This is a genomic window from Ensifer sp. 38_S197 (assembly GCF_056924495.1).
Genome location: NZ_JBXOVZ010000002.1, coordinates 3,254,582 through 3,277,904 on the forward strand (window position 1 = coordinate 3,254,582; position 23,323 = coordinate 3,277,904).

At 64.3% G+C, this 23,323-nt stretch carries 22 protein-coding genes and 1 pseudogene; 9 read left to right on the forward strand and 14 right to left on the reverse strand.

The annotated features are described in order from the left end of the window. Window positions 1-42: 42 nt before the first annotated feature. Window positions 43-651, reverse strand: a complete 609-nt coding sequence (locus AC1Z3V_RS28855; RefSeq protein ID WP_429807057.1) for a glutathione S-transferase family protein — start codon at window positions 649-651, stop codon at window positions 43-45. A gap of 230 nt (window positions 652-881) precedes the next feature. Here AC1Z3V_RS28855 and AC1Z3V_RS28860 point away from each other — a divergent pair, with 230 nt between their 5' ends. Continuing rightward, entirely contained in the window at window positions 882-1,178 is a 297-nt protein-coding gene (locus tag AC1Z3V_RS28860) for a hypothetical protein (protein ID WP_483503216.1), read from the forward strand. A 4-nt stretch (window positions 1,179-1,182) separates the two neighbouring features. On the opposite strand, the gene AC1Z3V_RS28865 is transcribed toward AC1Z3V_RS28860, so the two are convergent. From AC1Z3V_RS28865 to AC1Z3V_RS28875, 3 genes are all read right to left on the reverse strand, one after another. Then, window positions 1,183-2,223 carry an ABC transporter ATP-binding protein gene (locus tag AC1Z3V_RS28865; protein ID WP_483503218.1) on the reverse strand — a complete coding sequence of 347 codons (1,041 nt, stop codon included), beginning with the start codon at window positions 2,221-2,223 and terminating at the stop codon, window positions 1,183-1,185. Next, window positions 2,211-3,890, reverse strand: a complete 1,680-nt coding sequence (locus AC1Z3V_RS28870; RefSeq protein ID WP_483503220.1) for an ABC transporter permease — start codon at window positions 3,888-3,890, stop codon at window positions 2,211-2,213. Before AC1Z3V_RS28870 ends, AC1Z3V_RS28865 begins: the two co-directional genes overlap by 13 nt. A gap of 104 nt (window positions 3,891-3,994) precedes the next feature. Next, a complete protein-coding gene (locus tag AC1Z3V_RS28875) occupies window positions 3,995-4,975 on the reverse strand; it encodes an ABC transporter substrate-binding protein (protein ID WP_483503222.1) in 981 nt (326 codons plus the stop codon). A gap of 230 nt (window positions 4,976-5,205) precedes the next feature. Here AC1Z3V_RS28875 and AC1Z3V_RS28880 point away from each other — a divergent pair, with 230 nt between their 5' ends. The 3 genes from AC1Z3V_RS28880 (at window position 5,206) to AC1Z3V_RS28890 (ending at window position 6,972) form a co-directional block, all read left to right on the forward strand. Next, on the forward strand, window positions 5,206-5,469 hold the full coding sequence (locus AC1Z3V_RS28880) for a hypothetical protein (RefSeq protein WP_483503223.1): 264 nt from the start codon (window positions 5,206-5,208) through the stop codon (window positions 5,467-5,469). A gap of 178 nt (window positions 5,470-5,647) precedes the next feature. Then, entirely contained in the window at window positions 5,648-6,115 is a 468-nt protein-coding gene (locus AC1Z3V_RS28885; RefSeq protein WP_483503224.1) for a carboxymuconolactone decarboxylase family protein, read from the forward strand. Next, window positions 6,115-6,972, forward strand: coding sequence for a sigma-70 family RNA polymerase sigma factor (locus AC1Z3V_RS28890; RefSeq protein ID WP_483503226.1), 858 nt, complete (start codon window positions 6,115-6,117; stop codon window positions 6,970-6,972). Before AC1Z3V_RS28885 ends, AC1Z3V_RS28890 begins: the two co-directional genes overlap by 1 nt. A 297-nt stretch (window positions 6,973-7,269) precedes the next feature. Here AC1Z3V_RS28890 and AC1Z3V_RS28895 read toward each other — a convergent pair whose 3' ends face one another. Beyond that, the gene (locus tag AC1Z3V_RS28895; protein ID WP_483503228.1) at window positions 7,270-7,692 is read right to left on the reverse strand and encodes a RidA family protein; all 423 of its coding nucleotides are present in this window, start codon (window positions 7,690-7,692) and stop codon (window positions 7,270-7,272) included. A gap of 168 nt (window positions 7,693-7,860) precedes the next feature. Here AC1Z3V_RS28895 and AC1Z3V_RS28900 point away from each other — a divergent pair, with 168 nt between their 5' ends. After that, complete coding sequence (locus tag AC1Z3V_RS28900; RefSeq protein ID WP_483503230.1) at window positions 7,861-8,451, forward strand: TetR/AcrR family transcriptional regulator; 591 nt, start codon at window positions 7,861-7,863, stop codon at window positions 8,449-8,451. A gap of 60 nt (window positions 8,452-8,511) precedes the next feature. Here the strand turns inward: AC1Z3V_RS28900 and AC1Z3V_RS28905 are convergent, their stop codons facing one another. Next, window positions 8,512-10,416: an adenylate/guanylate cyclase domain-containing protein gene (locus AC1Z3V_RS28905; protein ID WP_483503232.1), complete on the reverse strand. Its 1,905-nt coding sequence runs from the start codon at window positions 10,414-10,416 to the stop codon at window positions 8,512-8,514. Between the two features lie 201 nt (window positions 10,417-10,617). Continuing rightward, a pseudogene (locus AC1Z3V_RS28910) lies at window positions 10,618-10,718 on the reverse strand (IS5/IS1182 family transposase); the annotation flags it as partial. Window positions 10,719-10,914: 196 nt separating this feature from the next. Between AC1Z3V_RS28910 and AC1Z3V_RS28915 the strand changes: the two are divergent. Continuing rightward, on the forward strand, window positions 10,915-11,796 hold the full coding sequence (locus AC1Z3V_RS28915) for an AraC family transcriptional regulator (protein WP_483504173.1): 882 nt from the start codon (window positions 10,915-10,917) through the stop codon (window positions 11,794-11,796). Between the two features lie 87 nt (window positions 11,797-11,883). Here the strand turns inward: AC1Z3V_RS28915 and AC1Z3V_RS28920 are convergent, their stop codons facing one another. The 3 genes from AC1Z3V_RS28920 to AC1Z3V_RS28930 all read right to left on the reverse strand — a co-directional run bounded on the left by AC1Z3V_RS28920 (window position 11,884) and on the right by AC1Z3V_RS28930 (window position 15,158). Continuing rightward, window positions 11,884-12,489 (reverse strand): deaminase, encoded by a 606-nt coding sequence (locus AC1Z3V_RS28920; protein WP_483503234.1) that lies wholly within the window; start codon window positions 12,487-12,489, stop codon window positions 11,884-11,886. A 297-nt stretch (window positions 12,490-12,786) separates the two neighbouring features. Beyond that, window positions 12,787-14,259, reverse strand: coding sequence for a nucleobase:cation symporter-2 family protein (locus AC1Z3V_RS28925; RefSeq protein ID WP_483503236.1), 1,473 nt, complete (start codon window positions 14,257-14,259; stop codon window positions 12,787-12,789). Window positions 14,260-14,519: 260 nt separating this feature from the next. Continuing rightward, window positions 14,520-15,158, reverse strand: a complete 639-nt coding sequence (locus tag AC1Z3V_RS28930) for a glutathione S-transferase family protein (protein ID WP_483503238.1) — start codon at window positions 15,156-15,158, stop codon at window positions 14,520-14,522. 236 nt (window positions 15,159-15,394) lie between these two features. Between AC1Z3V_RS28930 and AC1Z3V_RS28935 the strand changes: the two genes are divergently transcribed. Both AC1Z3V_RS28935 and AC1Z3V_RS28940 read left to right on the forward strand, forming a co-directional pair. Then, window positions 15,395-15,769, forward strand: a complete 375-nt coding sequence (locus AC1Z3V_RS28935; RefSeq protein WP_429807017.1) for a hypothetical protein — start codon at window positions 15,395-15,397, stop codon at window positions 15,767-15,769. 529 nt (window positions 15,770-16,298) lie between these two features. Beyond that, window positions 16,299-17,312: an aldo/keto reductase gene (locus AC1Z3V_RS28940; protein WP_483503240.1), complete on the forward strand. Its 1,014-nt coding sequence runs from the start codon at window positions 16,299-16,301 to the stop codon at window positions 17,310-17,312. Window positions 17,313-17,397: 85 nt separating this feature from the next. Here the strand turns inward: AC1Z3V_RS28940 and AC1Z3V_RS28945 are convergent, their stop codons facing one another. The 3 genes from AC1Z3V_RS28945 to AC1Z3V_RS28955 form a co-directional block, all read right to left on the reverse strand. After that, window positions 17,398-18,339 carry an HlyD family secretion protein gene (locus AC1Z3V_RS28945; RefSeq protein ID WP_483503242.1) on the reverse strand — a complete coding sequence of 314 codons (942 nt, stop codon included), beginning with the start codon at window positions 18,337-18,339 and terminating at the stop codon, window positions 17,398-17,400. Further along, a complete protein-coding gene (locus AC1Z3V_RS28950; protein ID WP_483503244.1) occupies window positions 18,336-18,608 on the reverse strand; it encodes a DUF3302 domain-containing protein in 273 nt (90 codons plus the stop codon). Before AC1Z3V_RS28950 ends, AC1Z3V_RS28945 begins: the two co-directional genes overlap by 4 nt. Before the next feature lie 368 nt (window positions 18,609-18,976). Further along, window positions 18,977-20,935, reverse strand: a complete 1,959-nt coding sequence (locus AC1Z3V_RS28955; protein ID WP_483503246.1) for an elongation factor G — start codon at window positions 20,933-20,935, stop codon at window positions 18,977-18,979. Between the two features lie 380 nt (window positions 20,936-21,315). On the opposite strand from AC1Z3V_RS28955, the gene AC1Z3V_RS28960 reads away from it, so the two are divergent. Next, complete coding sequence (locus tag AC1Z3V_RS28960; protein WP_483503248.1) at window positions 21,316-21,996, forward strand: glutathione S-transferase family protein; 681 nt, start codon at window positions 21,316-21,318, stop codon at window positions 21,994-21,996. Window positions 21,997-22,180: 184 nt separating this feature from the next. Here AC1Z3V_RS28960 and AC1Z3V_RS28965 read toward each other — a convergent pair whose 3' ends face one another. Continuing rightward, complete coding sequence (locus AC1Z3V_RS28965; protein ID WP_483503250.1) at window positions 22,181-23,158, reverse strand: SphA family protein; 978 nt, start codon at window positions 23,156-23,158, stop codon at window positions 22,181-22,183. Window positions 23,159-23,323 lie beyond the last annotated feature (165 nt).

Below are 23,323 nucleotides of genomic sequence, written 5' to 3' on the forward strand. Positions count from 1 at the left end.
CATGAGCCAGACAGACGAAGTCCGCCTACCCTTGTTGAACCGCTAAGCTTCAAAACTTGGCCGCGAGCGCACCCGCTCCAGCCAGCGCTGGACGTTTTTCGCCGAAGCCGGGATCTCCATGCCGAAGACGTCGCAGAGCCAGGCGGTGACGCCGGCGGTGATGTCGGCGATCGAGAATGCGTCACCGGCGAGGAACGGCCGCCCATCCGAAAGCTCGTCGTCGAGCCAGCCCCATTTCTTCGGCACCGCCAGCCGCTCGGCCTCGGCAAAGGCCGGAAACTGCGTCAGCCGCTCGGCAAAGAAGGCATCGGAATGCAGCGCCACATTGCCGACGGTGCCGAGGATCACCAGCTCGGCGCGCCGGTTCCACATCTCCACCTTGGCGCGGCTGACGGCATCGTGGCCGAAAAGCTGCGGCTCGCGTTTCGTCTCCTCGAGATAGCGGCAGATCGCAACGCTCTCGGTGATGATCGTGCCGTCGTCGAGCTCCAGCACCGGAATCTGCCCGAGCGAATTGACCGCCAGGAACTCCGGCGCCCGGTGCTCACCCTTGGCGAAGTCGACATTCACCATCGGCAGCGAGATCCCCTTCTCCGCCATGAAGATGCGCACGCGATACGAATTCGGTCCCATGCCCTGATAGAGCTTCATCCTATCCTCCTGTCGATGAGGCGCGCTTCGCCTCGTTCCTCCTCAACCGCATCCAAGCGGACACTGATTGTTTATAGCAACCGGTTTCATTTAACTCAATGGTTTATTTCGCCATGACCGAAACTCTTGAACTCTGCTCGCAGTTTCCCATCACGGAGGATGAAGCGGAAGCCGGGCAGCTTGAATATCGCCGGCCATCATGCTTGCCTCCTTGAAACAGGAGCCACGCCATGTTCGCCCGGTCTGCCGCCCTTTGCCTCGCCGTCCTCCTCGTCGCCAGCCAGGCCGAAGCAACCCTTGCGCCGAACTATCAGCGCGCCCGCGAGTTGAACGCCGTCATCAATGCGGTCGCCGTCGCCGTTCCCAAATATCCAATCGACAAGGTCATCAGCCAAGGCCGCGACCGCTATGCGGTTATCGCCGGAAAATGCACGGTTATCGCAAGGATCGTCGGCCTGCCGTCAAAGCCAGGCTTGGTCGGCCCGCGGCAATTCGAGGTCCAACTCGACAAGCCCGATTGCGATTGAACGGCTACAACCGCCAGCCCCGGCTCAGCACGAAGCGCACCGTATCCCCGGGCATCATTGCGCTTTCGCCATAGGCTTTCAGCACCTGCCCGTCGGGCAGCGCCAGCGTCAGCGCAAAACGTTCGCCCTCGAACACGCAGGAGATGACCCGAAACGCCATCCCCTCGCCGTCGCGGCGCACATGCTCCGGCCGCACGAGGACGTCGCGAAGTGCCCCACTGCCCGCACCCGCCTCGCCGATGCCACCCAGCGCGGCGCGCAACGTCGCCCATTCCAGCGCCCTCGGCGCCCCCGCCGGTACGGCCAGCTTCAGGACGGAGCCGCGGCCGATCAGGCCGCCGACGACGGCGCCTTCGGGCCTTGCGTAGATTTCGGCGGGTGGCGCCAGCTGCATCAGCCGCCCCTCCGACATGACGGCGACATCGGTCGCGAGCGCCATCGCCTCGGCCTGGTCATGCGTCACATAGATCATCGTCGCGCCGGAGCGCTCGTGGAAGATGCGGAAGGTCTCTTCCATCGATTTGCGCAGATGCTGGTCGAGATTGGCGAGCGGTTCGTCGAGCAACACCACGTCGGGCGAGGTCACCAGGCAGCGGGCGAGCGCCACGCGCTGGCGCTGACCGCCGGAAAGGGCGGCCGGCCGGCGCTCGGCATAGTCGGTGAGCTTCACCAGCGAAAGCGCGTCGCCGACGCTTCTGCGCCACGCGTTCCCCGAAATGCCGCGCACCTTCAAGGGATAGCCGACATTCTCCGCCACCGTCATATGCGGCCAGAGCGCATAGGACTGGAACACCATCGCCATGTTGCGCCGTTCCGGCGGCAGCGCCCGCGCGGCGTCGGACAGCCGCCTTTCGCCGAAATCGATCGAGCCGTCGCTCGGGCGCTCGAAGCCGGCGATCATCCTGAGCACCGTCGTCTTGCCGCAGCCGGACGGTCCGAGCAGCGCCAGGAAGCCGCCTTCCCGCACCGTCAGCGACACATCCGACACCGCCGGCCGGCCATCGCCGAAATCTTTGGTGAGGTGGTTGAGGATCAATTGCGCCACGGCAGCACGCCCCCGGGAAGATATTTCGCAAGCGCCTCGAGCGCGGCCATCAAGACAACGACCATCACCACGACGAGCACGGAGAGTGCCGCGGCAAGGTCCGACGAGCCGCTGTCGTCGAGATTGAAGATGGCGACGCCGAGCGTCTGCGTTCCGGCCGACCAGAGCAGCGCCGAGACCGTGAGCTCGTTGGCGGCGATCAGGAAGACGAGGATGATCGCAGCGCCCGCGGCCGGCGCCACCAAGGGCAGGATCACGTCGCGCATGCGCCGGACAAAGCCGGCACCGGAGAGACGTGCGGCCTCTTCGAGCGACGGATCCATCTGCAGGAAGGCGCTCATCACCGGCTTGAGGCTGACGGCGAGGAACGAGGAAAAATAGGCAATCAGGATGATCCAGATCGTGCCGTAGAGCGAGACGTCGAGGACGGGCACAGGTGCCGCAAAGGTGAGGATGAAGGCGACAGCCAGCACGATGCCCGGCAGCGCATAGGGAATTTCGATCAGGATGCCGAGCACATCGGCAAGCCACCCCTTGCGCCGGGTCATCAGGTAAGCGGCCGGCACCGAAACGGCGAGCAGGCCGAACGCCGAAGCGGTCGCGAGGAACATCGAATTGGCGAATGCTTTCAGCGTCATCGACTGGCGGAAGAGGATTTCTTCGTAAGCGCTGAGCGACACGGTTTGAAGAGTGAGCGGCACGCCATAGGCCGGCACCAGCGAGCTCGCGACGAGGGCCGCAAGCGGCGCCACCAGCACGAGAAACAGGATCGCCACCAGCGCCAGCTCGACAACCAGGCGGAAGCGACCGAGCGAGAAGGCGGCATTCGCGCCCGAGAGGCCGATGATGCGATAGTCCCGGCCGGAAAGGGCGCGCTGCTGCAGGATCAGCCCGGCGGCGGCGATCATGGCGATCAGGCTGGACAAAGCCGCGATCTCGCCGAAGGTGCCGGCGCCGAAGCTCGCAAGCCGCGTATAGATCAGGGTCGGCAGCACCGCGATCCCGGCGGGAATGCCGAGGATCGCCGGTATGCCGAAATTGCCGACACCGGAAACGAAGGCGATCGCAGCACCGGCAATCAACCCCGGCAGCGACAGCAGTACGACGATATCGCGAAAGACACGGAATGGCGTGGCGCCCGCAAGCCGCGCCGCTTCCACTCCGTCGCGCGGCGAGGCCGAAAGCCCCGCTTTTAGCGCCAGGAAAACGAGCGGCGCGTGCTGGACGCCGAGGAGCAGCGAAATACCTGACAGCGAATAGAGCGGCTGCGGGCTGCCGAGCGGCGGCGCGATCCCCAGCGTCTTTAACAGCGGGCTCGCAGGCCCGGTCATCTCCACCCAGGCAAGGGCCGTCACCTGCGGCGGGATCATCATCGGCAGCATGAAGGCAAAACTCAGGGCCAGCTTGCCGCGCACATCCGTCAGCGCCACCGAGAAGGCAAAGAGCGCGCCGATAACGACGGCGACGACCATGCCGCCGGTTGCCGTTATCAGCGTGTTGCGGATCGCCGCAAAGGTCGCGGGCTCGGTGAGCACGCCGATGGATTGGCCGGAGACGAGCCCGGCAAAGCCGGCCTTCGCCAGGCTGAAGAGCGGCAGCAGGCAGAGCAGAAACAGGCAGGCGAAAACGAAGGGCGCCAGCCAGCGCGGCTCGGCAGCGGGGCTCACGCCTGCCCTCGCCGGCACCTGCGGCGCCTTTATCGCTCGGCCTTGAAAGGGAAAGCGCAGCCAGCGGGGCCGGCTGCGCAGGTCATTGCGTTCGAGCATTCCGATCAGTTCGTGCCGAAGATGCCGGAAAAGGTTTTGAGGTCCGCGTCGGAATTCTTCACGGCGTCAGCGGCGTTCACCGGCAGCACCTTGATCGTCTCGCGCGCCGGATAGCCCTCGGGCAGCGCCACGCCGTTGCGGGCCGGAATGTAGCCCATCTTCACCGCCGTCTTCTGGCCTTCCTCGGACAGTAGGAAGTCGACGAACTTCTTGGCGGCCTCGACGTTCTTGGCGGTCTTCAGGATGCCGACCGGCTCGGTCACGGCCGAAACGCCCTCGGCCGGGAAGACGAACTCCACCGGCGCGCCCTTGGCCTTCTCGCGGATCGCCATGAAATCGACGAGCATGCCATAGGCCTTCTCGCCGGTTGCAACCGCCTTCAGCACGCCGCCATTGCCGCCGGCCGCCGTGGCGCCGTTTGCCGCGAGCGCCTTGTAATAATCCCAGCCGAGGCCCTGGATGCCGGTCAGCGTCTGCGCATGGATCAGCGCCGCGCCCGAGGTCAGCGGGCTCGGCATGGTGACGAGGCCCTTGGCTTCCGGTTTGCTGAGATCCTGCCAGCCCGCGGGCTTCATGGCAGCAGAGGTGTTGTAGACGATGCCGGTCGTGATCATCTTGGTGGAGTAGTAAGCGCCGTCGGCATCATAGAGCGAGGCATCGTAGCTGGCCGCTTCCGGCGACTTGTAGTCGGCGAGATGCCCGGCTTCCTTCAGCCGCTGCATCGTCACCGTGTCGGCGATCAAGAGCACGTCGGCGACCGGATTGCCGGCCTCGATCTCGGCCATCAGCTTGGCCATGATCTTCGTCGTGCCCTCGCGCACCCATTCCACCTCGATGCCGGGATTGGCCGCCTCAAAGGCATCGACGGTCGCCTGCGCGTCCTCGTTCGGCTGGCTGGTATAAAGCACCAGGTTTTCGGCGTAAGCGGCGGTCGAAAGCAGGCCTGCGACGACAGCGCCGGCAAGGACGGAAACGAACGATTTCATCAATATACCCTCGTGTTGAAACTGGCGCCGAGGGATAGAGCCGCCTTTTTACAGGGGTGTGACATGCAGCAAATCAAAATGCTACAGCGACCTTTGCGCGTCTTAAAAGACGCGCGGCGCTGTAGAACGGCAAGTCGCGTATCGCGCTCCCTCACCGGGAGAACCCAAGCTCCCTTGACATAATTTGCAGGCCGAGAAAGCCTGCACGGAATGCGTGTGGAGGAACTGCCATGGACACTTTTCTGAAAATTGCCGGAGCGGTGGTCATCGTCGTATCGCTGGCGTTCGCGCTGCAAGCAACCGTGCCGTATTTCGGCTGGATGGGCGTTCTCCTTGCCCTGCAGTCCGCATCGCCCAGCATCGGCGCAGGCGTCGCGCTTGCGGCCTTCGGCTCGTTGCTCGGACAGCTCAAGAAAATTCGCCTCGCCACCGAGCGCCAGGCCGATCTGTTTCAGTCCATATTGGAACGCCGCAGCCAGCCTTCCGCCGAATAGGCGCTGCCGACCGCGCGGATCGCGGGTGAGGCCGGCGATCGGTCGGCCTTCAAATGCTGCATCACCCAAGCTGCCGACACGCTCGCCGCACAGGATTCCGTAAAAAATTTCGCGCCGATGTCACACCGGCCGTAGCTCGCTCGTCATGGTATCGGAACCAACGAAAGGAAACGGAACCATGACTGCCAAGATCGACCTTTTCGCCGCTGCCCCCGCACTGATGAAGACCTGGCTGGGCACCTCCGTCGCCGTTGCCGCGAGCCTCGACCAGACCATCGTCGAGCTCGTGAAGATCCGCGCGTCGCAGATCAACGGCTGCGCCAACTGCATCAACATGCACACTCAGGAAGCCCGCGAGAAGGGCGAAACCGAGCAGCGCATCTATCTGCTTTCGGCCTGGCGCGAGGCGCCGTGCTATTCCGATCGCGAGCGCGCCGCGCTAGGCTGGACCGAAGCGCTGACCAGGCTTTCGGAAGGCCACACCCACGAAAAGGCCTACGAAGCGCTCAAGGACCATTTCACCGAGGAGGAACAGGTGAAGCTCACGCTGATGATCAACGTCATCAATGGCTGGAACCGCCTCGCCGTCGGCTTCGGGCTCTGGGTCGAGCCGGCGGAAGCCAAGGCCGCCCAGGCCGCCGCCTGATGGCGAGTTCGCCCCAGGAGGACGCAGCGGCGGCTTTCGATCCGCTGCGCCCGAAGCTGGTCCGCGTGGCCTACCGCATGCTCGGCTCCGTCGCCGATGCGGAGGACATGGTGCAGGAGGCCTTCATCCGCTGGATGGGGGCCGACCGCGCGGCGGTGCGCGAACCCGAAGCGTTCCTGCGCCGCGCGGTGACTAGGCTCTGCCTCGATCAGTTGAAATCCGCCCGGCGCCAGCGCGAGACCTATGTCGGCCCCTGGCTTCCCGACCCCGTCGTCGAGGAGGAGCCGGAGGATGACGTCACCCTGCCCCTGATGCTGGCGCTCGAGCGGCTTTCGCCGCTGGAGCGCGCCGCCTTCCTGCTGCACGACGTCTTCGGCCTGAGCTTCGACGAAGTTGCCACCACGATCGAGCGCGACGCCGCCGCTTGCCGCCAGCTCGCGGCCCGCGCCCGCACCCATGTGCGCGAGGAGCGGCCACGCTTCCAGATCGAGCAGCAGCGCGGCCTCGAAATCGCCAACGCCTTCTACGCGGCCTCCCGCAGCGGCGACATGAAGACGCTCGGCGCCATGCTGGCAGCCGATGTCAGCGTGCATTCCGACGGCGGCGGCAAGCGCCCGGCAGCCATGCGGCCGATCCTCGGTTACGACGCCGTGATGAAGGTGCACGAGCAACTCGCCGCCCTCTTCGCCAAACACGGCTCGACGCTCGTGCGCACCGGTTTCATCAACGGCCTGCCCGGCTTCGTCACCCGCGAGGCCGATGGCGAGCTGCAATCGACCGCGCTGGAGATCGCGGACGGCAAGGTCGTGGCGATCTATGTGGTGCGCAATCCGGACAAGCTTGCGCATCTGCATTAGGCTCGGGATTGGCCGGCGCATTAAGCCGCCGACAGACTGGCGAACATTGTTGTAGGCTTGCGAGGGAAGCCGGTGCGTCAGCCAAGATCTCCGTCATTCCTGTGCCTGTCACGGGAATCTCCGGCAGTTCCGTTGGAACTGCGGGATCAGCCCAAGCCTTTGGGCTGAAAGGCTCTTTTGACCCGACGAACGTCGGGTCGCTGGATCGCCGCCACAGGGGCGAGGATGAGGGAGATTGGGATTCCCGCTCGCCAGAAGGCATCTTCGGCTCAGCATGTGCCGCCGATCCCGCGCGAACTATGCCGCCCGCTCGCGCCCAACTCCCGCGCTCGCCGGAATCCGCGCAATCACCTTGATCTCGAAGTCGAAGCCGGCGAGCCAGTTGACGCCGATTGCGGTCCAGTTCGGATAGGGCTTTTCGGGGAAGATCCGGTTCTTGACGGCCATGATCGTCTCGAACTGGTTTTCCGGGTCGGTGTGGAAGGTGGTGACGTCGACGATGTCGTCGAAACTGCAGCCGGCCGCCTTGAGCGTTGCCCCGAGATTGTCGAAGGCGCGCTCGACCTGGCGGGCGAAATCCGGCTCGGGCGTGCCGTCCTCGCGGCTGCCGACCTGGCCGGAAACGAACAGCAGGTCCTCGGAGCGGATCGCGGCGGAATAACCGTGCGCCTCGTAGAGCGCGTGGCGGTTGGCGGGAAAGATTGCGTCGCGTGAAGTCATCGGTCTGGTCCTTTTTTGAAATCTAGGGCGCAGAAACGGGCGAGCGCTGCCCGATCAGGCAGAACTTCACAAAACCCGCTCCATTTGATATACGCCACGTATATGAACTAACCAAATACGACGCGTATGTCAAATCATATACGCGCCGTATATGAATTTGAGGACCGCATGGCCAGACGCCGCCAGGAAACGATGGAAGAGAACCGCGCCAAGCTGATCGCGGCGGGTCGGAAGGCCTTCGCGCAAAAGGGCTATGCCGCGGCCTCGATGGACGAGCTGACCGCCGATGTCGGCCTGACGCGCGGCGCGCTCTACCACAATTTCGGCGACAAGCGCGGGCTGCTCGCCGCCGTCGTCAACCAGATTGACAGTGAAATGGCCGCGCGCGCCAAGGAGATCGGCAGCGGCAACGAAGACGGCTGGCAGGCGATGCTCGCCGAAGGCGCCGCCTATATCGAGATGGCGCTCGATCCGGAGGTGCAGCGGATCGTGCTGCTCGACGGGCCCGCCGTGCTCGGCGACCCCTCGAAATGGCCGAGCCAGAACAGCTGCCTGCTGGCGACGCGGGAGACCGTCGAGCGCCTGCTTGAAAGGGGCATCCTGAAACCCGTCGACCCGGAAGCAGCGGCGAGGCTCTTGAGCGGCGCCGCTCTCAACGCCGCTCTCTGGGTGGCCGCCAGCGACGATCCGAAGGCGGTGCTGCCGAAGGCGATCGACGCCTTCCGGTCGATGGTTTCCGGCTTTCTGGCGGAACGCTGAAGCGCCCACGCGTCCCGTCGGGCGTCGCCGCAGCGCTTGCGGCCCCGGTACTACGGCGCTCTACCCGGCCCTCTCGCCCACCAGTTCCCAGAGGTCGACCTTCTCGTGGCGCCCCTTCACGGGGATGAGCCCGATCGGGCGGAAGTCGAAGGTATCGGCAACGGCGTCGTGCACGGCTCCGCTGACGAGGATCGTCGTGCCGAACTCCTTATTCAATCCTTCGAGCCTCGAGGCGACGTTGATCGTGTCGCCCATGGCCGTGTATTGCTGGCGCGAGATCGCGCCGAAGCTGCCGACGACGGCCGGGCCGGTATGCAAGCCGAAGCGGGTGAACAATTCCGGTCGCCCGTTCCGGCGGTTGGCCTCGTTCAGACGCTCGACCGCCGCCTTCATCGCCAGCGCCGAGCGACAGCCGTTTTCCGCATGCCGCGGATCCGGAACGGGTGCGTTCCACATGACGAACAGCGAGTCGCCGAGATATTGCACCACCGTGCCGGCATGCGCTTCGGCGATCCCGTTCAGCTCCTCGAAATAGGCGGAGAGGATCTCCACCACGTCCTCGGGCGAATGCCGTTCGGATATGGTGGTAAAGTCGCGGATATCGCTGAAGAGCACGGTCACCTCCTGCCGCGCCGCCTTGGCGACCGCCTCCCCACGTGGATTGACGATCCGCCGCACCACTTCGCGCGGCACATAGAGGGCAAACTGGCGGATGGCATGGCGGCTGGCGGCCAGCGCGCCGGCCAGCGTGTTGATCTCGGTGATAAAGGAATGCGGCGTCCCCTTCCCGGCAAAGTTCAGGTCGCCGATCCGCCGCGCCTCGTCCGCAAGCCGGTAGAGCGTGCGGCTGATCGCGCGCGACAGCAGGACCGATCCGACGACACCGGCCACCAGCAGGCTCGCGGCAATCAGGAGGTTGCGGATGAGCAGCCGGTTCGCCTGTGCCACCAGGTCCTGCAGCGGCACGACGATTGCGACCGAGCTGCCCTTGAACAGGCCGGAAACGCTGACCGGCGCCATCTGGATCAGATAGCGCTCCCCGGCGAGATCGGCTTCGGCAAGACCGCCGCCCGCATAGGCCGGCTCCTTGCGCAGCCGGGCGACGACCTCGAGGCTCGGGTCGAGGCTGCGCATGTCGGCCCCGCCGCCGCCCGACCACACGCCCAGGATCGTGCTCATGAGCGCCGGATCGGAGTGGGCCACGAGCCTGTCGTCGCTGCCGATGACATAGGAGCGAGCCCGCGGCGAAATCTGTCGCGCATCGAGCAGGCGGCTGATGGTCTGCAGGTGAATGTTGGTGCCGACCACGATGCCGCTGGCGCCCCTCAAGGGGGTCGCGAGCGCCAAGGTCGGCACCTTGAGCGTTCCGGTGACATAGGGTCCGACGGAAACCGGCCCGCCGCTTCGCAGCGCCGCCTGGTACCAGGGGCTCTGCCGCGGATCGAAATTCGTCCGCTCGAACGGGCGCTCCCCGATCGGACGCGCTTCGCCATCGAGAAACCGGAGCGTCGACACGGAACCGACGGTCTGCCCGTGGGCGAGCACCCGGACGGCAAACGCGGTGCCCGCCGGTGCCGCGAGCGTCTGGCGGACATAATCCCTCTCCGTGTTGATCACCTGCAGGTAGGAGCCGTCAGGATAGCCGGCATAGATGCTCGTCGCGTTGGAAACGCTTTTGAGTACCTCCAGGAAGAACTGCGCCTTCGGCTCCAGATCTTGCGGCGGTGCGACGGCAAGCTGCGGCACCGTGGAGGCAAGCGCAACCGCCTCCTGGCCGCCCTCCAGCGCATTCCTGTATCCCTCGATCAGCCGCAGGCTCATTTCCCGCATGTGCTTCTCGCCGGCGAGGATCGCCGCCTGTCGCCCTTGGCTGAACGCCATCCAGATGATCGGCGTCGCCGTTAGGAGCAACAGCGCGACGACCAGGACGCTGAGATGCACTCTGAGAGGCTTGGACCAGTTCACGCAATTCCCCCCAAAAACGCGACTGAATTTCGGGGAACCTAGCACCTGCCCGCGTTGGCAGGAATGTGCAATCTTTCAAGGAAATAGGCCATTTTATTGAATTGGGGAGACAATGAAATGGCCCGGTTTTCGGCAGGTGGCCCGGAGCGGAAAGCGCCGTACACTCGTAAGCGCGCAGCCACCGCCGCACGAGGCGAGTTGGAGCACGCGCCGATCATCGACACCGGGCACGCCTCTCGGCTTGTGGGCAGCAGCGGCCTGATCACGCGCCATTCGAAGTCGGCAAGGTCAGTTCGGCTCATTTTGAGCTTGAATCAGGGTGCGGCGCGAAATGAAAGCCACCAGTCTGCGAACGCCCCTTTTTGCCGTTCATCCATATATTGGGTGTACCCGTAAACGGTCCTTGGCAATGTTCTGCGGCCCATGACAAAACCGCAAGATTGGTCGAGCGCGTCATGTCTGCGTGCGCTTAGTTGGTGCTGCCACGGAGGAGGAATGATGAAGGCGGCGCTACAAAACTATCAGGCCCGGATGCGGCGGGTGCAGGACTATATTGACCGGCATCTTGACACTGATCTGGACCTGGAAACGGTGAGCGGTGTTGCCGCCTTCTCGAAGTTTCATTTCCACCGGCAGTTTGCGGCGACCTTCGGGTTATCCGTGCATCGCTATGTCCAGCTTGCCCGTATGAAGCGCGCTTCGTACCGGCTGGCCTACATGGACGCCCAAAGCGTCACGGACATAGCGATGGATGCCGGTTACGATGCACCGGACGCCTTCGCCCGCGCCTTTCGGCAACGGTTCGGGCAATCGCCTTCATCGTTCCGGAAGTCTCCCGACTGGGAGCCGTGGCTTGCGGCTTTCGGGCCTTTCGACAACGCGAGGAGCAAGTTCATGCAAAAGACCTTTACCACTGACGACGTGACGATTCGCAATGTGTCCCCCACGCCGGTGGCGATCATGGAGCACCGGGGCGACCCGGCGATGCTCGCTGCCACCATCCAGCGGTTCATCGCGTGGCGCAAGGCCGCTGGCCTGCACCCCAGGACAAGTCCGACCTTCAATGTCTGGCGTTCTGAGCGACGTCCTGCATCACCTGCCGATTATAGCGTGGACCTTTGTGTCGGGACCGACCAACCGATCGAGGCGAACGGCGAGCAGATCAAAGCCGGCGAGATCCCTGGCGGACGCTGCGCGGTGCTCCGCGTCGTTGGCAACACCGACAATCTGGAGCCCGCCGCGCTCTATCTTTATCGCGACTGGCTTCCGGCCAGCGGCGAGGAAGCACGCGACTTTCCGATCTATTGCCAGCGGCTGAGCTTCTTCCCGGAGGTGCCGGAGCATGAGGCGGTCGCGGAACTGTTTCTGCCGCTGAAATAGCGCCCTTAGACGGCAGCCTGTCCCTTCCGGTCGCAAGAAATGGACAGGCCGCTATCCACCCGATCTCGGTTTCTATGGGTCCACGGCCTAGTTCAACGGGATGGCATTGCCGTCCTTGCTCGCCTGATATGCCGCCGAGAGTTCGTCATATTTGGCGCGGATCGCATCGGCGCGCGACTTCAGTTCGTTGCGCTGCGCCTCGGGCAGGCCATCGATCAGCGCGTGGATCGACTGGCCCTTCCAGAACGCGTTCGTCCGGTTGTAGCCGCCGGGCTCCAGCGTGAAGACCTCCTTCAGGATCTTGAGATCGTGCGGGATGGAGAACGAGTCGCGGGAATCCTCGTGGCTGAAGAAGTAATAGAAATTGTCGAAGCCCGCCCAGGTGATGGCCGACAGGCACATCGAGCAGGGCTCGTGCGTGGAGAGGAAGATGAGGTCGCGGCTATCCGGCCGCGCGCTGCCTTCGATCTCGTAGAAGCGCTTCAGCGTGTGCACTTCGCCGTGCCAGAGCGGGTTCTCCGTCTCGTTGTTGGTCTCGACGAGCACGGTCGAAAGATCGGACTTCCGCATGAGCGCCGCGCCGAAGATCTTGTTGCCGGCGGCAACGCCCGCTTCCGTTGCCGGGATGATGCCGCGCTCCATGGTGCCAAGCAGGGCGTCGAGGAGTGCGTAGTTGTCGGTCTCTTGTGTCATTCCCAATGTCCTTTTGTTGGGTTTTCAATCAACGCCAGGAAAAACAGGAAGCGGCTTCCTGCCCGGAATGGCGGGGTCTCAAAGCAATCCCAGGAAAAGTGCGAAGCGGTTTTCCGTCCGGGATTGCGGGCCTCAGAACAATCCCAGGAAAAGTGCGAAGCGGTTTTCCGTCCGGGATTGCAGGGATCTCAGAGCAATCCCAGGAAAAGTGCGAGGCGGTTTTCCTGGGGATTGCGGGTTTCAAAAGCAATCCCGGTTTCGCGGTCCGGGATTGCGGGTTCCAAAAATCGAGCCGGTTCAATGCGCCTCCGCGGCAATCAGCGGCACCTCGATGCCCTTGGCATCGTAGAGCTTGCCGTTGAGGAAGTAGTCGCCGTCGTGCAGGCGGGCGATGTCCTGGTAGCGGATCGTCCGCTCCGTTGCCGCGACGAACACCGACTGCTGGTCGGAATTGCCGGCCGTGAGGTGGTTGAACAGAAGGTTGAGCAGGATCGCCATCACGGCGGCCGACGAGATACCCGAATGGAAGATCGTCGCGACCCAGGCCGGGAAATGCTCGTAGAAGCCGGGGGCTGCGATCGGGATCATGCCGAAGCCGATCGAGGTGGCGACGATCACCAGGTTCATGTTGTTGTTGTACTCGACCTTGGAAAGCGTGCGGATGCCGCTGGCCGCGACCGTGCCGAAGAGCACGAGGCCGGCGCCGCCAAGGACGGAGGTCGGAACGGAAGCGACGACGCGCCCCATGATCGGCAGAAGGCCGAGCGTCACCAGGAACAGGCCGCCCGTTGCCACCACATAGCGGCTCTTGACGCCGGTGACCGCCACCAGGCCGACATTCTGGGCAAAGGCGCTCTGGGTGAAGGAGCCGACGATCGGCGCCAGGATGCTCGACAGCATGTCGGCGCGCAGCCCGTCGCCCAGCCGGCGCGAATCCACCTTGGTCTCGACGATCTCACCGACGGCGAGAATGTCGGCCGAGGTTTCGACCAGCGTCACCATGATGACGATCAGCATGGAGATGATCGCGGCAAGCTCGAAGGTCGGATAGCCGAAATGGAAGATCTTCGGCAGCGCGAAGACCGGGCCGTTTGCAACTTGCGAAAAGTCGGTCATGCCGGCGACATAGGCGATGCCGGTGCCGATCACGATCGACAGCAGGATCGAAAGCCTGGAGATCGACGCATTGCCGAGCTTGCTCAAGAGCAGCACGATGATCAGCGTCACCGCCGCAAGCTGGATATTGGCGGTGCTGCCGAAGTCCGGCGCCGCCTTGTTGCCGCCCATGGCCCAGAGTGCTGCCACCGGCATCAGCGTGAGGCCGATGGTGGTGATGACGATGCCGGTCACCAGCGGCGGAAAGAAGCGGGTGACGCGCGAAAATACCGGTGTGATCAGGAGGCCGATCAGCGAGGCGGCGATGACGGCGCCAAGGATGGCCGGAATGCCGCCATTGCCGGATATCGCGATCATCGTCGCGACGCCCGAGAACGAAACGCCCTGAACCAGCGGCAGGCGGCTGCCGAAGAACGGCAGGCCGATCGTCTGCAGGATGGTCGCAAGACCGCCGGCAAAGAGCGAGGCGGTGACGAGCAGGCCGACATCGGCGGAGTTCAGCCCGGCGGCCTGGCCGAGGATCAGCGGAACAGCGACGATGCCGCCATACATGGTCAAGACGTGCTGCAGGCCAAAGGCCAGGTTGGCGCCGATGCTCAGCCGTTCGTCTTCGGGATTCTCCGGTAGTGCGTTTTCCTCTGCAATGCTTGCCAAGGGTATCTCCTCCATACCTTTGTGATTGCCCCGTCTCCCGCGGGACAACCAAAAAGGTACTGAAGGACGGCAAATCCCGCCTTCCTAAAAAAAGCGAAACACCTTTCGGATATTCATTGGGAATGGGCGCGGCCGCCATTTGGCCGCTGCGCCCCTCCGCAAAAGCCGGCCGGACCGCCGATTGCAGCGCTTGGCGGGGCGCGGCGAAAACCCGTTGCGCGCCATCATGCAACAGGGCTCGACGATGCGCAAACCCCCGTTCAGCCCGGTATCGGCGGCAGTTCCGGCGCCACCAGCCCGCGGAACGGATCGCGCCAGGCCCCGATCTCGTCCAGTTGACCGGCCCAGCGCGCAAGCGCCGGATAGTCCCCGATCGGCAGCCGCGCGGCATCATTGAAAGGCAGGAACGTCGCCATGCGGAAATCGGCAAAGGAGACGGTGTCGCCCACCAGCCAGGCGCGACCGGAGAGTTCCGCCTCGAGGATCGCGGCCGCCTTGTGAAAGGCCTTCAGCCCCTCCTCCACCATCGCTTCGTCGCACGGGCCGATGCCGTAGCGCAGCTTGGTCCCCCGCTCCCAATGCACCATGTCGCATGCTCTGACGAAGTTCTCCTTGCCCCAGCTCACCCAGCGGATCATCTCCGGTTCGTCGTCATCCCTGCGCCAGAAGCTGGAGCCGGTATGCCGGGAAAGATAACAGGCAATCGCATCCGTCTCCCAGAGCGGCCGGCCGGGGCGCTCCAGGATCGGCAGAAGCAGATTTGGATTGAGCGCCCGATAGCGCTCGGCCTGCCCCGCAGCCATGGGCTCGGCAAATTCAAGGGCAACCTCCGCCTTCAGAAACCGCGCGACAGAAACCGCCAGGCGCGGATTGGGGTTACGGCTGAAATAAAGCTTCATGCGGCTTGGTCCTCCGTTCGAGCGTTCCAAGGACGAATGAAGGCGGCCGATGCCGACATGGGCAAATGCAAATCGCGCAAAAGCATGCGCGTTTGCGCGGGACTCACGTATAGCGATGCAGGCATCCCGGCGATCGACGCGGGCGTCCGCGTCTTTCGTTGCATGAACAATTCACGTTCTGGCTGCGTTCATAAATACAAGCGCTAAATGGGACCGCCGTTTAGGAGGTGACATACATGAAGAAGATCATTTCGATCAGCCTGCTGCTCGCGTCGCTGATACCTGGCGCAGCACTGGCCCAGGGCGTAGAGCTCTACATCGATGGCGGTGGGCCGAGATATGACGATGGCCGACGCTATTACGACGAGGACTATGGCGACGGCTACTATCGTGACCGTGATTATCGTGACCGCTATTATCGCGATCGCCGTGCCCAGCGGCGCCTTTGTACCCCGCAACGCGCCTTGGCGATAGCGCGGGCCGAGGGCCTGCAGGGCGCCAGAGTCGGTCGAACCACCAATCAATGGATCGAAATTAGAGGGTCGCACCGTCGGACGATCGTCTTCGGCCTTCAGCCCAACTGCCCGATTCGCGGTTACAACAACTGGTAAAATGCATTGCGGGGCTTTCCGTCGACGGTTGGGGCGACCTTCGCCCTCACCCCCGACGGCCCGCTCTTTCAGGGCTCTCCCGAAGCTTGGAACGCGGCCGGCCCGCATGGTGGAACGGGGAACTTCGTCAGGCGTTCTGGGACGGACGAAGCTGGCGCTTTCAAACACCGTGACAGCATGAAGGTCCCTGCTCTCCACGAGGTTTCGACCTCCCCCCTCTGAACCTCCCAAGCAGCTTGTTGCCCTGTTGCCCGCCGGCGCTATACCCGGCCAGCCTGATCGTCTCGTGGAGATGGCGCGCTGTCCCATTCGGCATCGAACCCTCCGGCGCAAGATTGCGAGCGCGATGCCATACCCCGGCAGATCGGTCGTTCCGGCATCTGTGAATTCGCTTCCCAGATGTTGCGAAACGCGCCCGGCTACCGGCCATCGACCGCCTGACCTATTTCTTTGTCCAACAGCGATGCCTCACCGATAGCAGTAACTCACAGAGACATCGCCTTCCCATTGCTCAGGAAAGGACAGGACAATGACACTCAAGGATATTCTGCCCGGAAAGCTTGGTTTCGGCGCCGCGCCGCTCGGCAACATGTTCCGTGAAATCCCCGAAAAGGAGGCACTTGCGACCGTCGAAGCCGCCTGGAACGACGGTATCCGCTATTTCGACAACGCCCCCTTCTACGGCGCCGGCCTTGCCGAGATCCGCATGGGCGAGGCGCTCGCCGGACGGCCGCGCGCCGAATACGTCATCAGCACCAAGGTCGGCCGGGTGATCCTCGACGAGATCGAGGATGTCAGCGCCCGCGACCTTGGCGAAAAAGGCGATGTCTTCCGCTATGGCCGCCCCAACAAGATCGTCAACGATTATTCCCATGACGCGACCCTGCGGTCGATCGAAGACAGTCTCAAGCGCCTGAAAACCGACCGGATCGAGATCGCCTTCGTCCACGACGTTGCCCAGGATTTCTATGGCGACGAATGGCTCGATGTCTTCGAGAAGGCCCGCAAGGGCGCCTTTAGGGCGCTCGACGGCTTACGCGACGAGGGCGTGATCAAGGCCTGGGGTCTCGGCGTCAACCGGGTCGAGCCGATCGAACTGCTGCTGGCGCTCGAAGGTCCGCGTCCCGACGGCTTCCTGCTCGCCGGCCGCTACACCCTGCTCGACCATGACCGCGCCCTCCAGCGTGTCATGCCCGAGGTCACGAAACGCGGCCTCGGCATCGTCGTCGGCGGTCCCTACAGTTCCGGCGCGCTCGTTGGCGGACCGAACTTCGAATATGCGCCGGCCACGCCGGCAATCCTCGACAAGGTCGCGCGCATCAAGGCGATCGCCGACCGTTACGGCATCAGCATGAAGGCGGCAGGCCTGCAATTCTCGCTCGCCAATCCCGCGGTCGCCGCCGTGATCCCCGGCGCCAGCCAGCCGAGCCGCATCGCCGAGGATCGCGCCGCCTTGAACGAGGCCGTGCCGGCCGACTTCTGGCGCGAACTCAGGGCAGCCGGTCTCGTCAACCCTGAAGCGCCGCTGCCGATCGCCGGCTGACCGCCCACCTCCGCTTTCCCCTCCCGTCACCCTGCGGGCGGGGCAGCCGGCCACACCGTGCCGCCCGCCTGCGGAAAACTGAGGATCAGAACGGATTGACGTAGTTGGTGATCGCGATCTGGCGCAGAAGCACCCGGCGGATCACATGCGCCGCCTTCACCCGGTCGGTGAAGATGGCCGCATCCCCCGTGGCGCCGGCCGGCAGCCGGGCGGCGAAGGCCTGGTCGTCGAGTTTCACCCGCACGATGAACGGCGCGGCCGATACCACCTCCGGCGTCACCGCCGTACCGGAGACGCGGGCCTGCCCGGAGGCGATTGCCTGCAGCACGCTTTCGACCTTGCCGGTATAGGTTTCGCCGGGCGCGAACTTGAAGGTCGCCTCCACCATCTGCCCGGGCTTTATGTAGCGCGCGTCGATCTGGTTGATCTCGACGCCGATGATCGTTTCGGACGTGTCGATGAAGGCCATGGCCGGCGACAGCGGCAGGGTCGCGACGCGCGCCCCCTTCCGGAGCGCAAGGTTGGTTACGTAGCCGTCGGCCGGCGCCCGGACCGTCGTCTTGTCGAGCTCCCATTCGGCGTTGGTGATCTGCGCCTTCAGATTGTCGACATCCGCCTGGCGCTGCTGGACATCGAATTCGGTCGCGGCATCGCGCGACTGCAGCCGCGTCATCTGCGAAAGCCGGAGCTCCTCCAGCGAGAGCTGCGCCTGCAGCGCGTCAACCTTCGCTTTGTAGGGCACGGGATCGATGCGGAAGAGCACGTCGCCGGCCTTGAGCGGGCTGTTGGAGGCAACCGGCACTTCTACGACCTCGCCGGCGACATCGGGCACGATCGCCACGGAATTGCGCACCACCAGCGCCTTGCCCTGCGGCGCCCCCCAGTTCATCGGAATGAACAGGCCGACGAGGAGCAGCAGGAACACGATCGCCGGTGAGATCTTCCAGAAAAGGTTGAAGGTGACGATCCTGAGCTTCACCAGCAGGAAGAGGATCGCCAGATAGACGTTGAAGAGGAAGACGATCATGGCTGGCCCGCCTCGATTGGATGGGCCTCGGCTGAATGCGCCGTGTTCGGCCGCGGCACGTCGACATAGGCCCAGACAAGCGCGATCGGCCACAGCGCGAAACCGAGGAACAGCGTCACCCAGCCCGCGACATTGACGGCCTCGGCTGAGGGGTGATTGCGCCGCCTGGCGATCGACCCCGGCAGCATGGCAAGAAAGATGAGGACGGCGACCGTGCTCACCACGAGCACGATCAGCACGATCCAGGCGAAAAGATCGATAAAGCTCATGAAGTTCCGCTCCCCTTCACGGCAGGAACGCTAGACCTGGAGCTCAGGCGTGCGGAAGTACGTAACAGTTACCATGCATGCATCGCGGCCGTATCGCGGTCCCGGTAGGCTCGCCCCTTCCTGCCCACTCCCCGCGGACGGGCGTCGGAACGCGGATGAACCGCTGATGCCTCGTCCGCCGCGCTTGTCGCTTCAAGGAATGCCGAGAGTGGTGAGGCGGGCGAGCGGGCGCGGCAACGTCCCTTCGCCCCGCCTGCGGGGAGAAGGTGGGCGGCAGGCCGGATGAGGGGCGTGATGCAAGTCTCGGCGAACAGCATGAAGAGCGTCGCCGCTGGGTCTCCGCACAGGCTCCAGCCCTTGATTCCCGGTTACCCCGCCTGCTGCGCCCCGTGCGCGTGGATCACCGCGTCGGCCTCCTTGCCGTAGAGCTCCTCGAAATGGTCGAAGCTCTTGGAGAAATAGCCGATCCCTTGCGTCGCTGCGCGCAATGCCCGGGCAAGGTCGTCGAGCGCCGATCCCGGCACCAGTGCGCGGAAGATGTCCCAGCCCTTGGCGGTCTCGTCCCGGTCGAAGCCGAGCACCTGGCCCTTGTAGGTGGAGACGATCGGCACCAGGCTGCCTGAATAGATCGAGGGGATGTGGATCTCGATGCGGATGACCGGCTGCATCAGCACGGCCGACGCCTGCGACAGCGCCTGGCGCACGCCCATCTTCGCCGCCGCGCGGAAGGCGAAGTCGTTGCTGTCGACGGAATGGTGCTGGCCGTCGGTCAGCGTCACGCCGACATCGATCACCTGAAAGCCGAGCGGGCCCTTCTCCATCGCTTCGCGCGCACCCGCCTCGATCGCCGGGATGAAGTTGCGCGGCACCGCGCCGCCCTTCACCGTCTCAGCGAAGGAGAAGCCGGTCCCGCGCTCGTTCGGATGCACGCTGAGCTTGACGTCGGCAAACTGCCCGGCGCCGCCCGTCTGCTTGCGGTGGCGGTAATGCACGTCGGAAGGTTTCAGCACCGTCTCGCGATAGGTCGGGCTCGGCGGCCTGTCGGTGACGCCGACATGGAAGACCTCGGCCAGCGTCTTGCAGAGATCGCGCAGATGCATCGGCCCCTGCACGCAGACCAGTTGCGCGCCGGTTCCCTCCTCCTGCATGACCGCGAGCCCGCGGTCCGTCTCGGCGAGTTTGGCGAGCGTGCCGGAAAGCTTGGTCTCGTCGCGCTCGCTGTCGGGCACCAGGATGCGCTCCAGCATCGGCGTCGGCGGCACCGTCCATTCCGGGGCCTCGGCCGTGCTGTTGCCGGCAAGCAGCGCCGGCACCGGCAGATGCTCGGACTTGACCGCGGCGAAAATCGCGCCCTCCTCCGGCGTGGCGTTTGGCAGCGGCTTGCCGGTCGCCGGGTCCTGCAGCGAGCCGAGGCTGCCGCCGCCGAGCGAGCTGCCCTGCTTGATCCCTGGCGTCAGTGCCCGCACCAGCACGGTCTTGCCGACATTGGCGCGGTGGTAGGCATGGAAGCTGACGGCCGAAAGCGCGCCCTCGGCGATGGAGCCGGCGGCCGCCAGCCGCTTGCGCAGCGCATCGACATCAGGCGCCTCGTGGCGCAGCGCCTTCATCAGCCGCAGGATGCCGTTGGCATGGCTTGCGGAACCCACCAGCACCGGGATGATCCGGTTCTCCTTCAGGAGCCGCGTGGAGATCGCGTAGATCGTGTCGTTTGCCGGCGCCCGATCCTCGATCAGTTCTTCGAGCAGCCAGTCGTCGAATTCGGAGAAATGTTCCAGCAGTTCGGCGCGCGCCTCCTTCTCGCGCTCCATCACCGTATCCGGGATCTCGATCAGCGCCGAGGTCTGCCCGTCGCGGTAGCGCCAGGCGCGCTCGGAGATCAGGTCGCAGGTGCCGACGATCTTGTCGCCCTCGCGGATCGGCACCTGGCGCATGAGCAGCATGTGGCCGGAATAGTCCTGGAGGGCCGCAATCACGTCGCGCAGCCGCGCCCGCGGCTCGTCCATGCGGTTGATGAAGAGAATGCAGGGCGTGCCGGAGGCCTCGATCGCCTTGAGATAGGGGGCGGCCAGCACCGCCTCGTCCGGCGCCGGCGAGACGCAGAGCACGCAGGCATCGCTGGCGAGCAGCGCATGCTGCGCATGGCCGAGCGCCTCGGTTCCGCCGGGTGCATCGAGCGCACACCAGGGTTCGCCGCCAAACTCGAATTCCGTGATATTCAATCCGTAGGGTGAAACAGCTTTTCTGGAGGCCCCCTCCAGACCGGCCAGCTTTTCGACCAGCGTGGTTTTTCCGGTCTGTGAGGGCCCAAGTACCGTGAAGCAGCGCATCGGCGATCCTCCCCTGTCGCGATTGCCAACGCATGTCTCCTCAAGTCGGTGTCGATTTAAGGTCAGAGACATGCAGCAGATCAAATTGCTGCGGCGAACTTTGCCCGTCCGATGAAGACGCGCGTGCCGCAGAGGCGCCGAGCGTTGCGACGCCCTTACTCTACTAATTCTAGGGCAGCTTTCGCGCTTTCAAATGGCCCTGCGCAAATTCGGCACAGTTCCGCTGCCCGCCGCATTGACAAGCGACGTTGTCAGGCGCCATATTCCGATTGCAATATTATACCAGTTGAATTTTGATATCAGTACATAGACAACCGAAAGCGTGGCGCTAGTTCTATCGAAGCGCCCTATTGGAATCGTCCGAACCGGAGACCCTCCGCATGTCCCTTACGCTTTACCAGCATCCGCTTGCGTCCTTCTGCCACAAGGTGCTGATTGCGCTCTACGAGAACAAAACTCCCTTCACGAGCAGCCTGGTCGATCTGCTCGACCCCGCGGAAGCGGCTCGCTTTGCCGCGCTCTGGCCGGTCGGCAAGATGCCGGTTCTGACCGACAGCGCGCGCAACGTCGTGATGCCCGAGACCTCCATCATCATCGAATATCTCGACCGCCACTATCCCGGCCGCCAGCGGCTGATCCCCGACGATCGCGACACGGCGCTGAAGGTGCGCCTCTGGGATCGCTTCTTCGATCTCTATGTCCACGTGCCGATGCAGAAGATCGTCACCGATACGCTGCGTGCGTCCGGCGAAAACGACCATCGCGGCGTCAGCGACGCCCGCGCCTCCCTTGCCGTTGCCTATGGCATGGCCGACAAGCATTTCGCCGAAAACACCTTCGCCGCCGGCGATGCCTTCAGCCTTGCCGATTGCGCCGCCACGCCCGCGCTCTTCTATGGCGGCATCGTCGAGCCCTTCGACGAGAAATATCCGCATCTCGCAGCCTATTTCGAGCGCCTGCTCGAGCGCGCCTCCGTGCGCCGCGTCCTCGCCGAAGCCCAGCCCTATTTCCACATGTTCCCCTACAAGAACCTGATGCCGGCGCGTTTTCTCGAGATGTAGGCACGGCGGAAAGCTAAGCGATTACAAGGAAATGGATCGCTTCGGTGAATCGGAAAGACAAGACGCGGCCGTCTTAGCGCTCCGTTCGCTGCCGATTACGTTCGTTCCAGCGGATGAGGGCTTTGCCCTCACCGCGCGGATGAGGGCCTTCCCTCACCGCGCGGATGAGGGCCAAAGCCTCCGCCTACTTCACCTGTGCCGGCGGCGTGCCGATCGGGAAGGCGACGGAGACGAAGCCGGCCGTACCCTCCGGCCGGTTCTTGGCGCCGAATTCCTGGAAGACCTTCAGGGTCAGCGAGACCGGCGTCTCGCCCATCTTGAAATTGTAGCCCATGGTGCCGCCAAGTCCGGCGATGCGACCCTTGAAATCGCCGAGCTTTGCGCCGGCGCCGCTGTCGCCCGTCACCTGCTGGTAGAAATAGCCCGCGACGCCGGCGGAGAATTGCGGGCTGAAATGTTGGGTCACCGCCCATTCCGCGTGGAATTCCGTGCCGGTGCGATAGTCGGTCGCCGGGTTCTCGCCGTTGAAGGTGAAGCCGGCAGCCCCCGAGAGGTCGAGGCCGGTTTCCGGATTGAACCAGGTGCCGGCAAGGGTGAGGTCCCCTGCCCAGCGATTGAAGGAGAGATTGGCAAGCTCGCCCTTCTGATAGTCGCCGATCGGCACGTTGACGGTGGCGTTCGCCGTCCAGTGGAAATCGCCCTCGTGCCAGCCGAGCACGGCGCCGACGACGGGATCGCCGATGGTGAAGACCGAATCGCTGACCGAAGCGGAACGGCCGGCCCTGGGCGCGGAAAGCGTCGCATCGACATTGGGACCGCCGAAAGGCACGATCGCGGTAAAGCCGAGATTGCCGCCCAACACCTCCTCGGGCATGACCCAGAGGCCGGTGCCGAAGATGCCGATCAGCGTCGCATCGACGTCACCGACAATCTCGCCGCCGAGCGGAAGCTGCTTGTTGCCCTTGAGCTCGCCGACATAGAAATAGGTGTCGCTCTCGAAATAGGTTCCGGGCGGCGCCAGCAGGCCGGCCATGGGGCCGCGCGCACCGAGCAGGTAGAAGCCGGCGCCGTTTTCGGCCGCGTTGACCGTCGAAGGCGCGCCCACGCAACACAGGCCGGCAGCGATTGCCGATGCGGACAGCAAGCTCTTCGCGAACGTCATCGAGTGGTTCCCCTCATCTCTCGCCCGCGACGATACCATTTTGACGTGTCCGAGCCAGCCCGAAAGCGTCTAGCGCCAAAGGGCGCAGCGGTTCGCGCGACATGCGAAAGTGCCGGGAACTTGAGATCGCGGCGTGCTTCAGGAACCGGCAGTCTCAAGAGCCGC

Bases quoted from the DNA above. Each gene is read 5' to 3' on its own strand.
- AC1Z3V_RS28855 (WP_429807057.1), bottom strand. From the start codon at position 651: ATGAAGCTCTATCAGGGCATGGGACCGAATTCGTATCGCGTGCGCATC.
- AC1Z3V_RS28860 (WP_483503216.1), top strand. From the start codon at position 882: ATGTTCGCCCGGTCTGCCGCCCTTTGCCTCGCCGTCCTCCTCGTCGCC.
- AC1Z3V_RS28875 (WP_483503222.1), bottom strand. From the start codon at position 4,975: ATGAAATCGTTCGTTTCCGTCCTTGCCGGCGCTGTCGTCGCAGGCCTG.
- AC1Z3V_RS28880 (WP_483503223.1), top strand. From the start codon at position 5,206: ATGGACACTTTTCTGAAAATTGCCGGAGCGGTGGTCATCGTCGTATCG.
- AC1Z3V_RS28885 (WP_483503224.1), top strand. From the start codon at position 5,648: ATGACTGCCAAGATCGACCTTTTCGCCGCTGCCCCCGCACTGATGAAG.
- AC1Z3V_RS28890 (WP_483503226.1), top strand. From the start codon at position 6,115: ATGGCGAGTTCGCCCCAGGAGGACGCAGCGGCGGCTTTCGATCCGCTG.
- AC1Z3V_RS28895 (WP_483503228.1), bottom strand. From the start codon at position 7,692: ATGACTTCACGCGACGCAATCTTTCCCGCCAACCGCCACGCGCTCTAC.
- AC1Z3V_RS28900 (WP_483503230.1), top strand. From the start codon at position 7,861: ATGGCCAGACGCCGCCAGGAAACGATGGAAGAGAACCGCGCCAAGCTG.
- AC1Z3V_RS28915 (WP_483504173.1), top strand. From the start codon at position 10,915: ATGAAGGCGGCGCTACAAAACTATCAGGCCCGGATGCGGCGGGTGCAG.
- AC1Z3V_RS28920 (WP_483503234.1), bottom strand. From the start codon at position 12,489: ATGACACAAGAGACCGACAACTACGCACTCCTCGACGCCCTGCTTGGC.
- AC1Z3V_RS28930 (WP_483503238.1), bottom strand. From the start codon at position 15,158: ATGAAGCTTTATTTCAGCCGTAACCCCAATCCGCGCCTGGCGGTTTCT.
- AC1Z3V_RS28935 (WP_429807017.1), top strand. From the start codon at position 15,395: ATGAAGAAGATCATTTCGATCAGCCTGCTGCTCGCGTCGCTGATACCT.
- AC1Z3V_RS28940 (WP_483503240.1), top strand. From the start codon at position 16,299: ATGACACTCAAGGATATTCTGCCCGGAAAGCTTGGTTTCGGCGCCGCG.
- AC1Z3V_RS28945 (WP_483503242.1), bottom strand. From the start codon at position 18,339: ATGATCGTCTTCCTCTTCAACGTCTATCTGGCGATCCTCTTCCTGCTG.
- AC1Z3V_RS28950 (WP_483503244.1), bottom strand. From the start codon at position 18,608: ATGAGCTTTATCGATCTTTTCGCCTGGATCGTGCTGATCGTGCTCGTG.
- AC1Z3V_RS28955 (WP_483503246.1), bottom strand. From the start codon at position 20,935: ATGCGCTGCTTCACGGTACTTGGGCCCTCACAGACCGGAAAAACCACG.
- AC1Z3V_RS28960 (WP_483503248.1), top strand. From the start codon at position 21,316: ATGTCCCTTACGCTTTACCAGCATCCGCTTGCGTCCTTCTGCCACAAG.
- AC1Z3V_RS28965 (WP_483503250.1), bottom strand. From the start codon at position 23,158: ATGACGTTCGCGAAGAGCTTGCTGTCCGCATCGGCAATCGCTGCCGGC.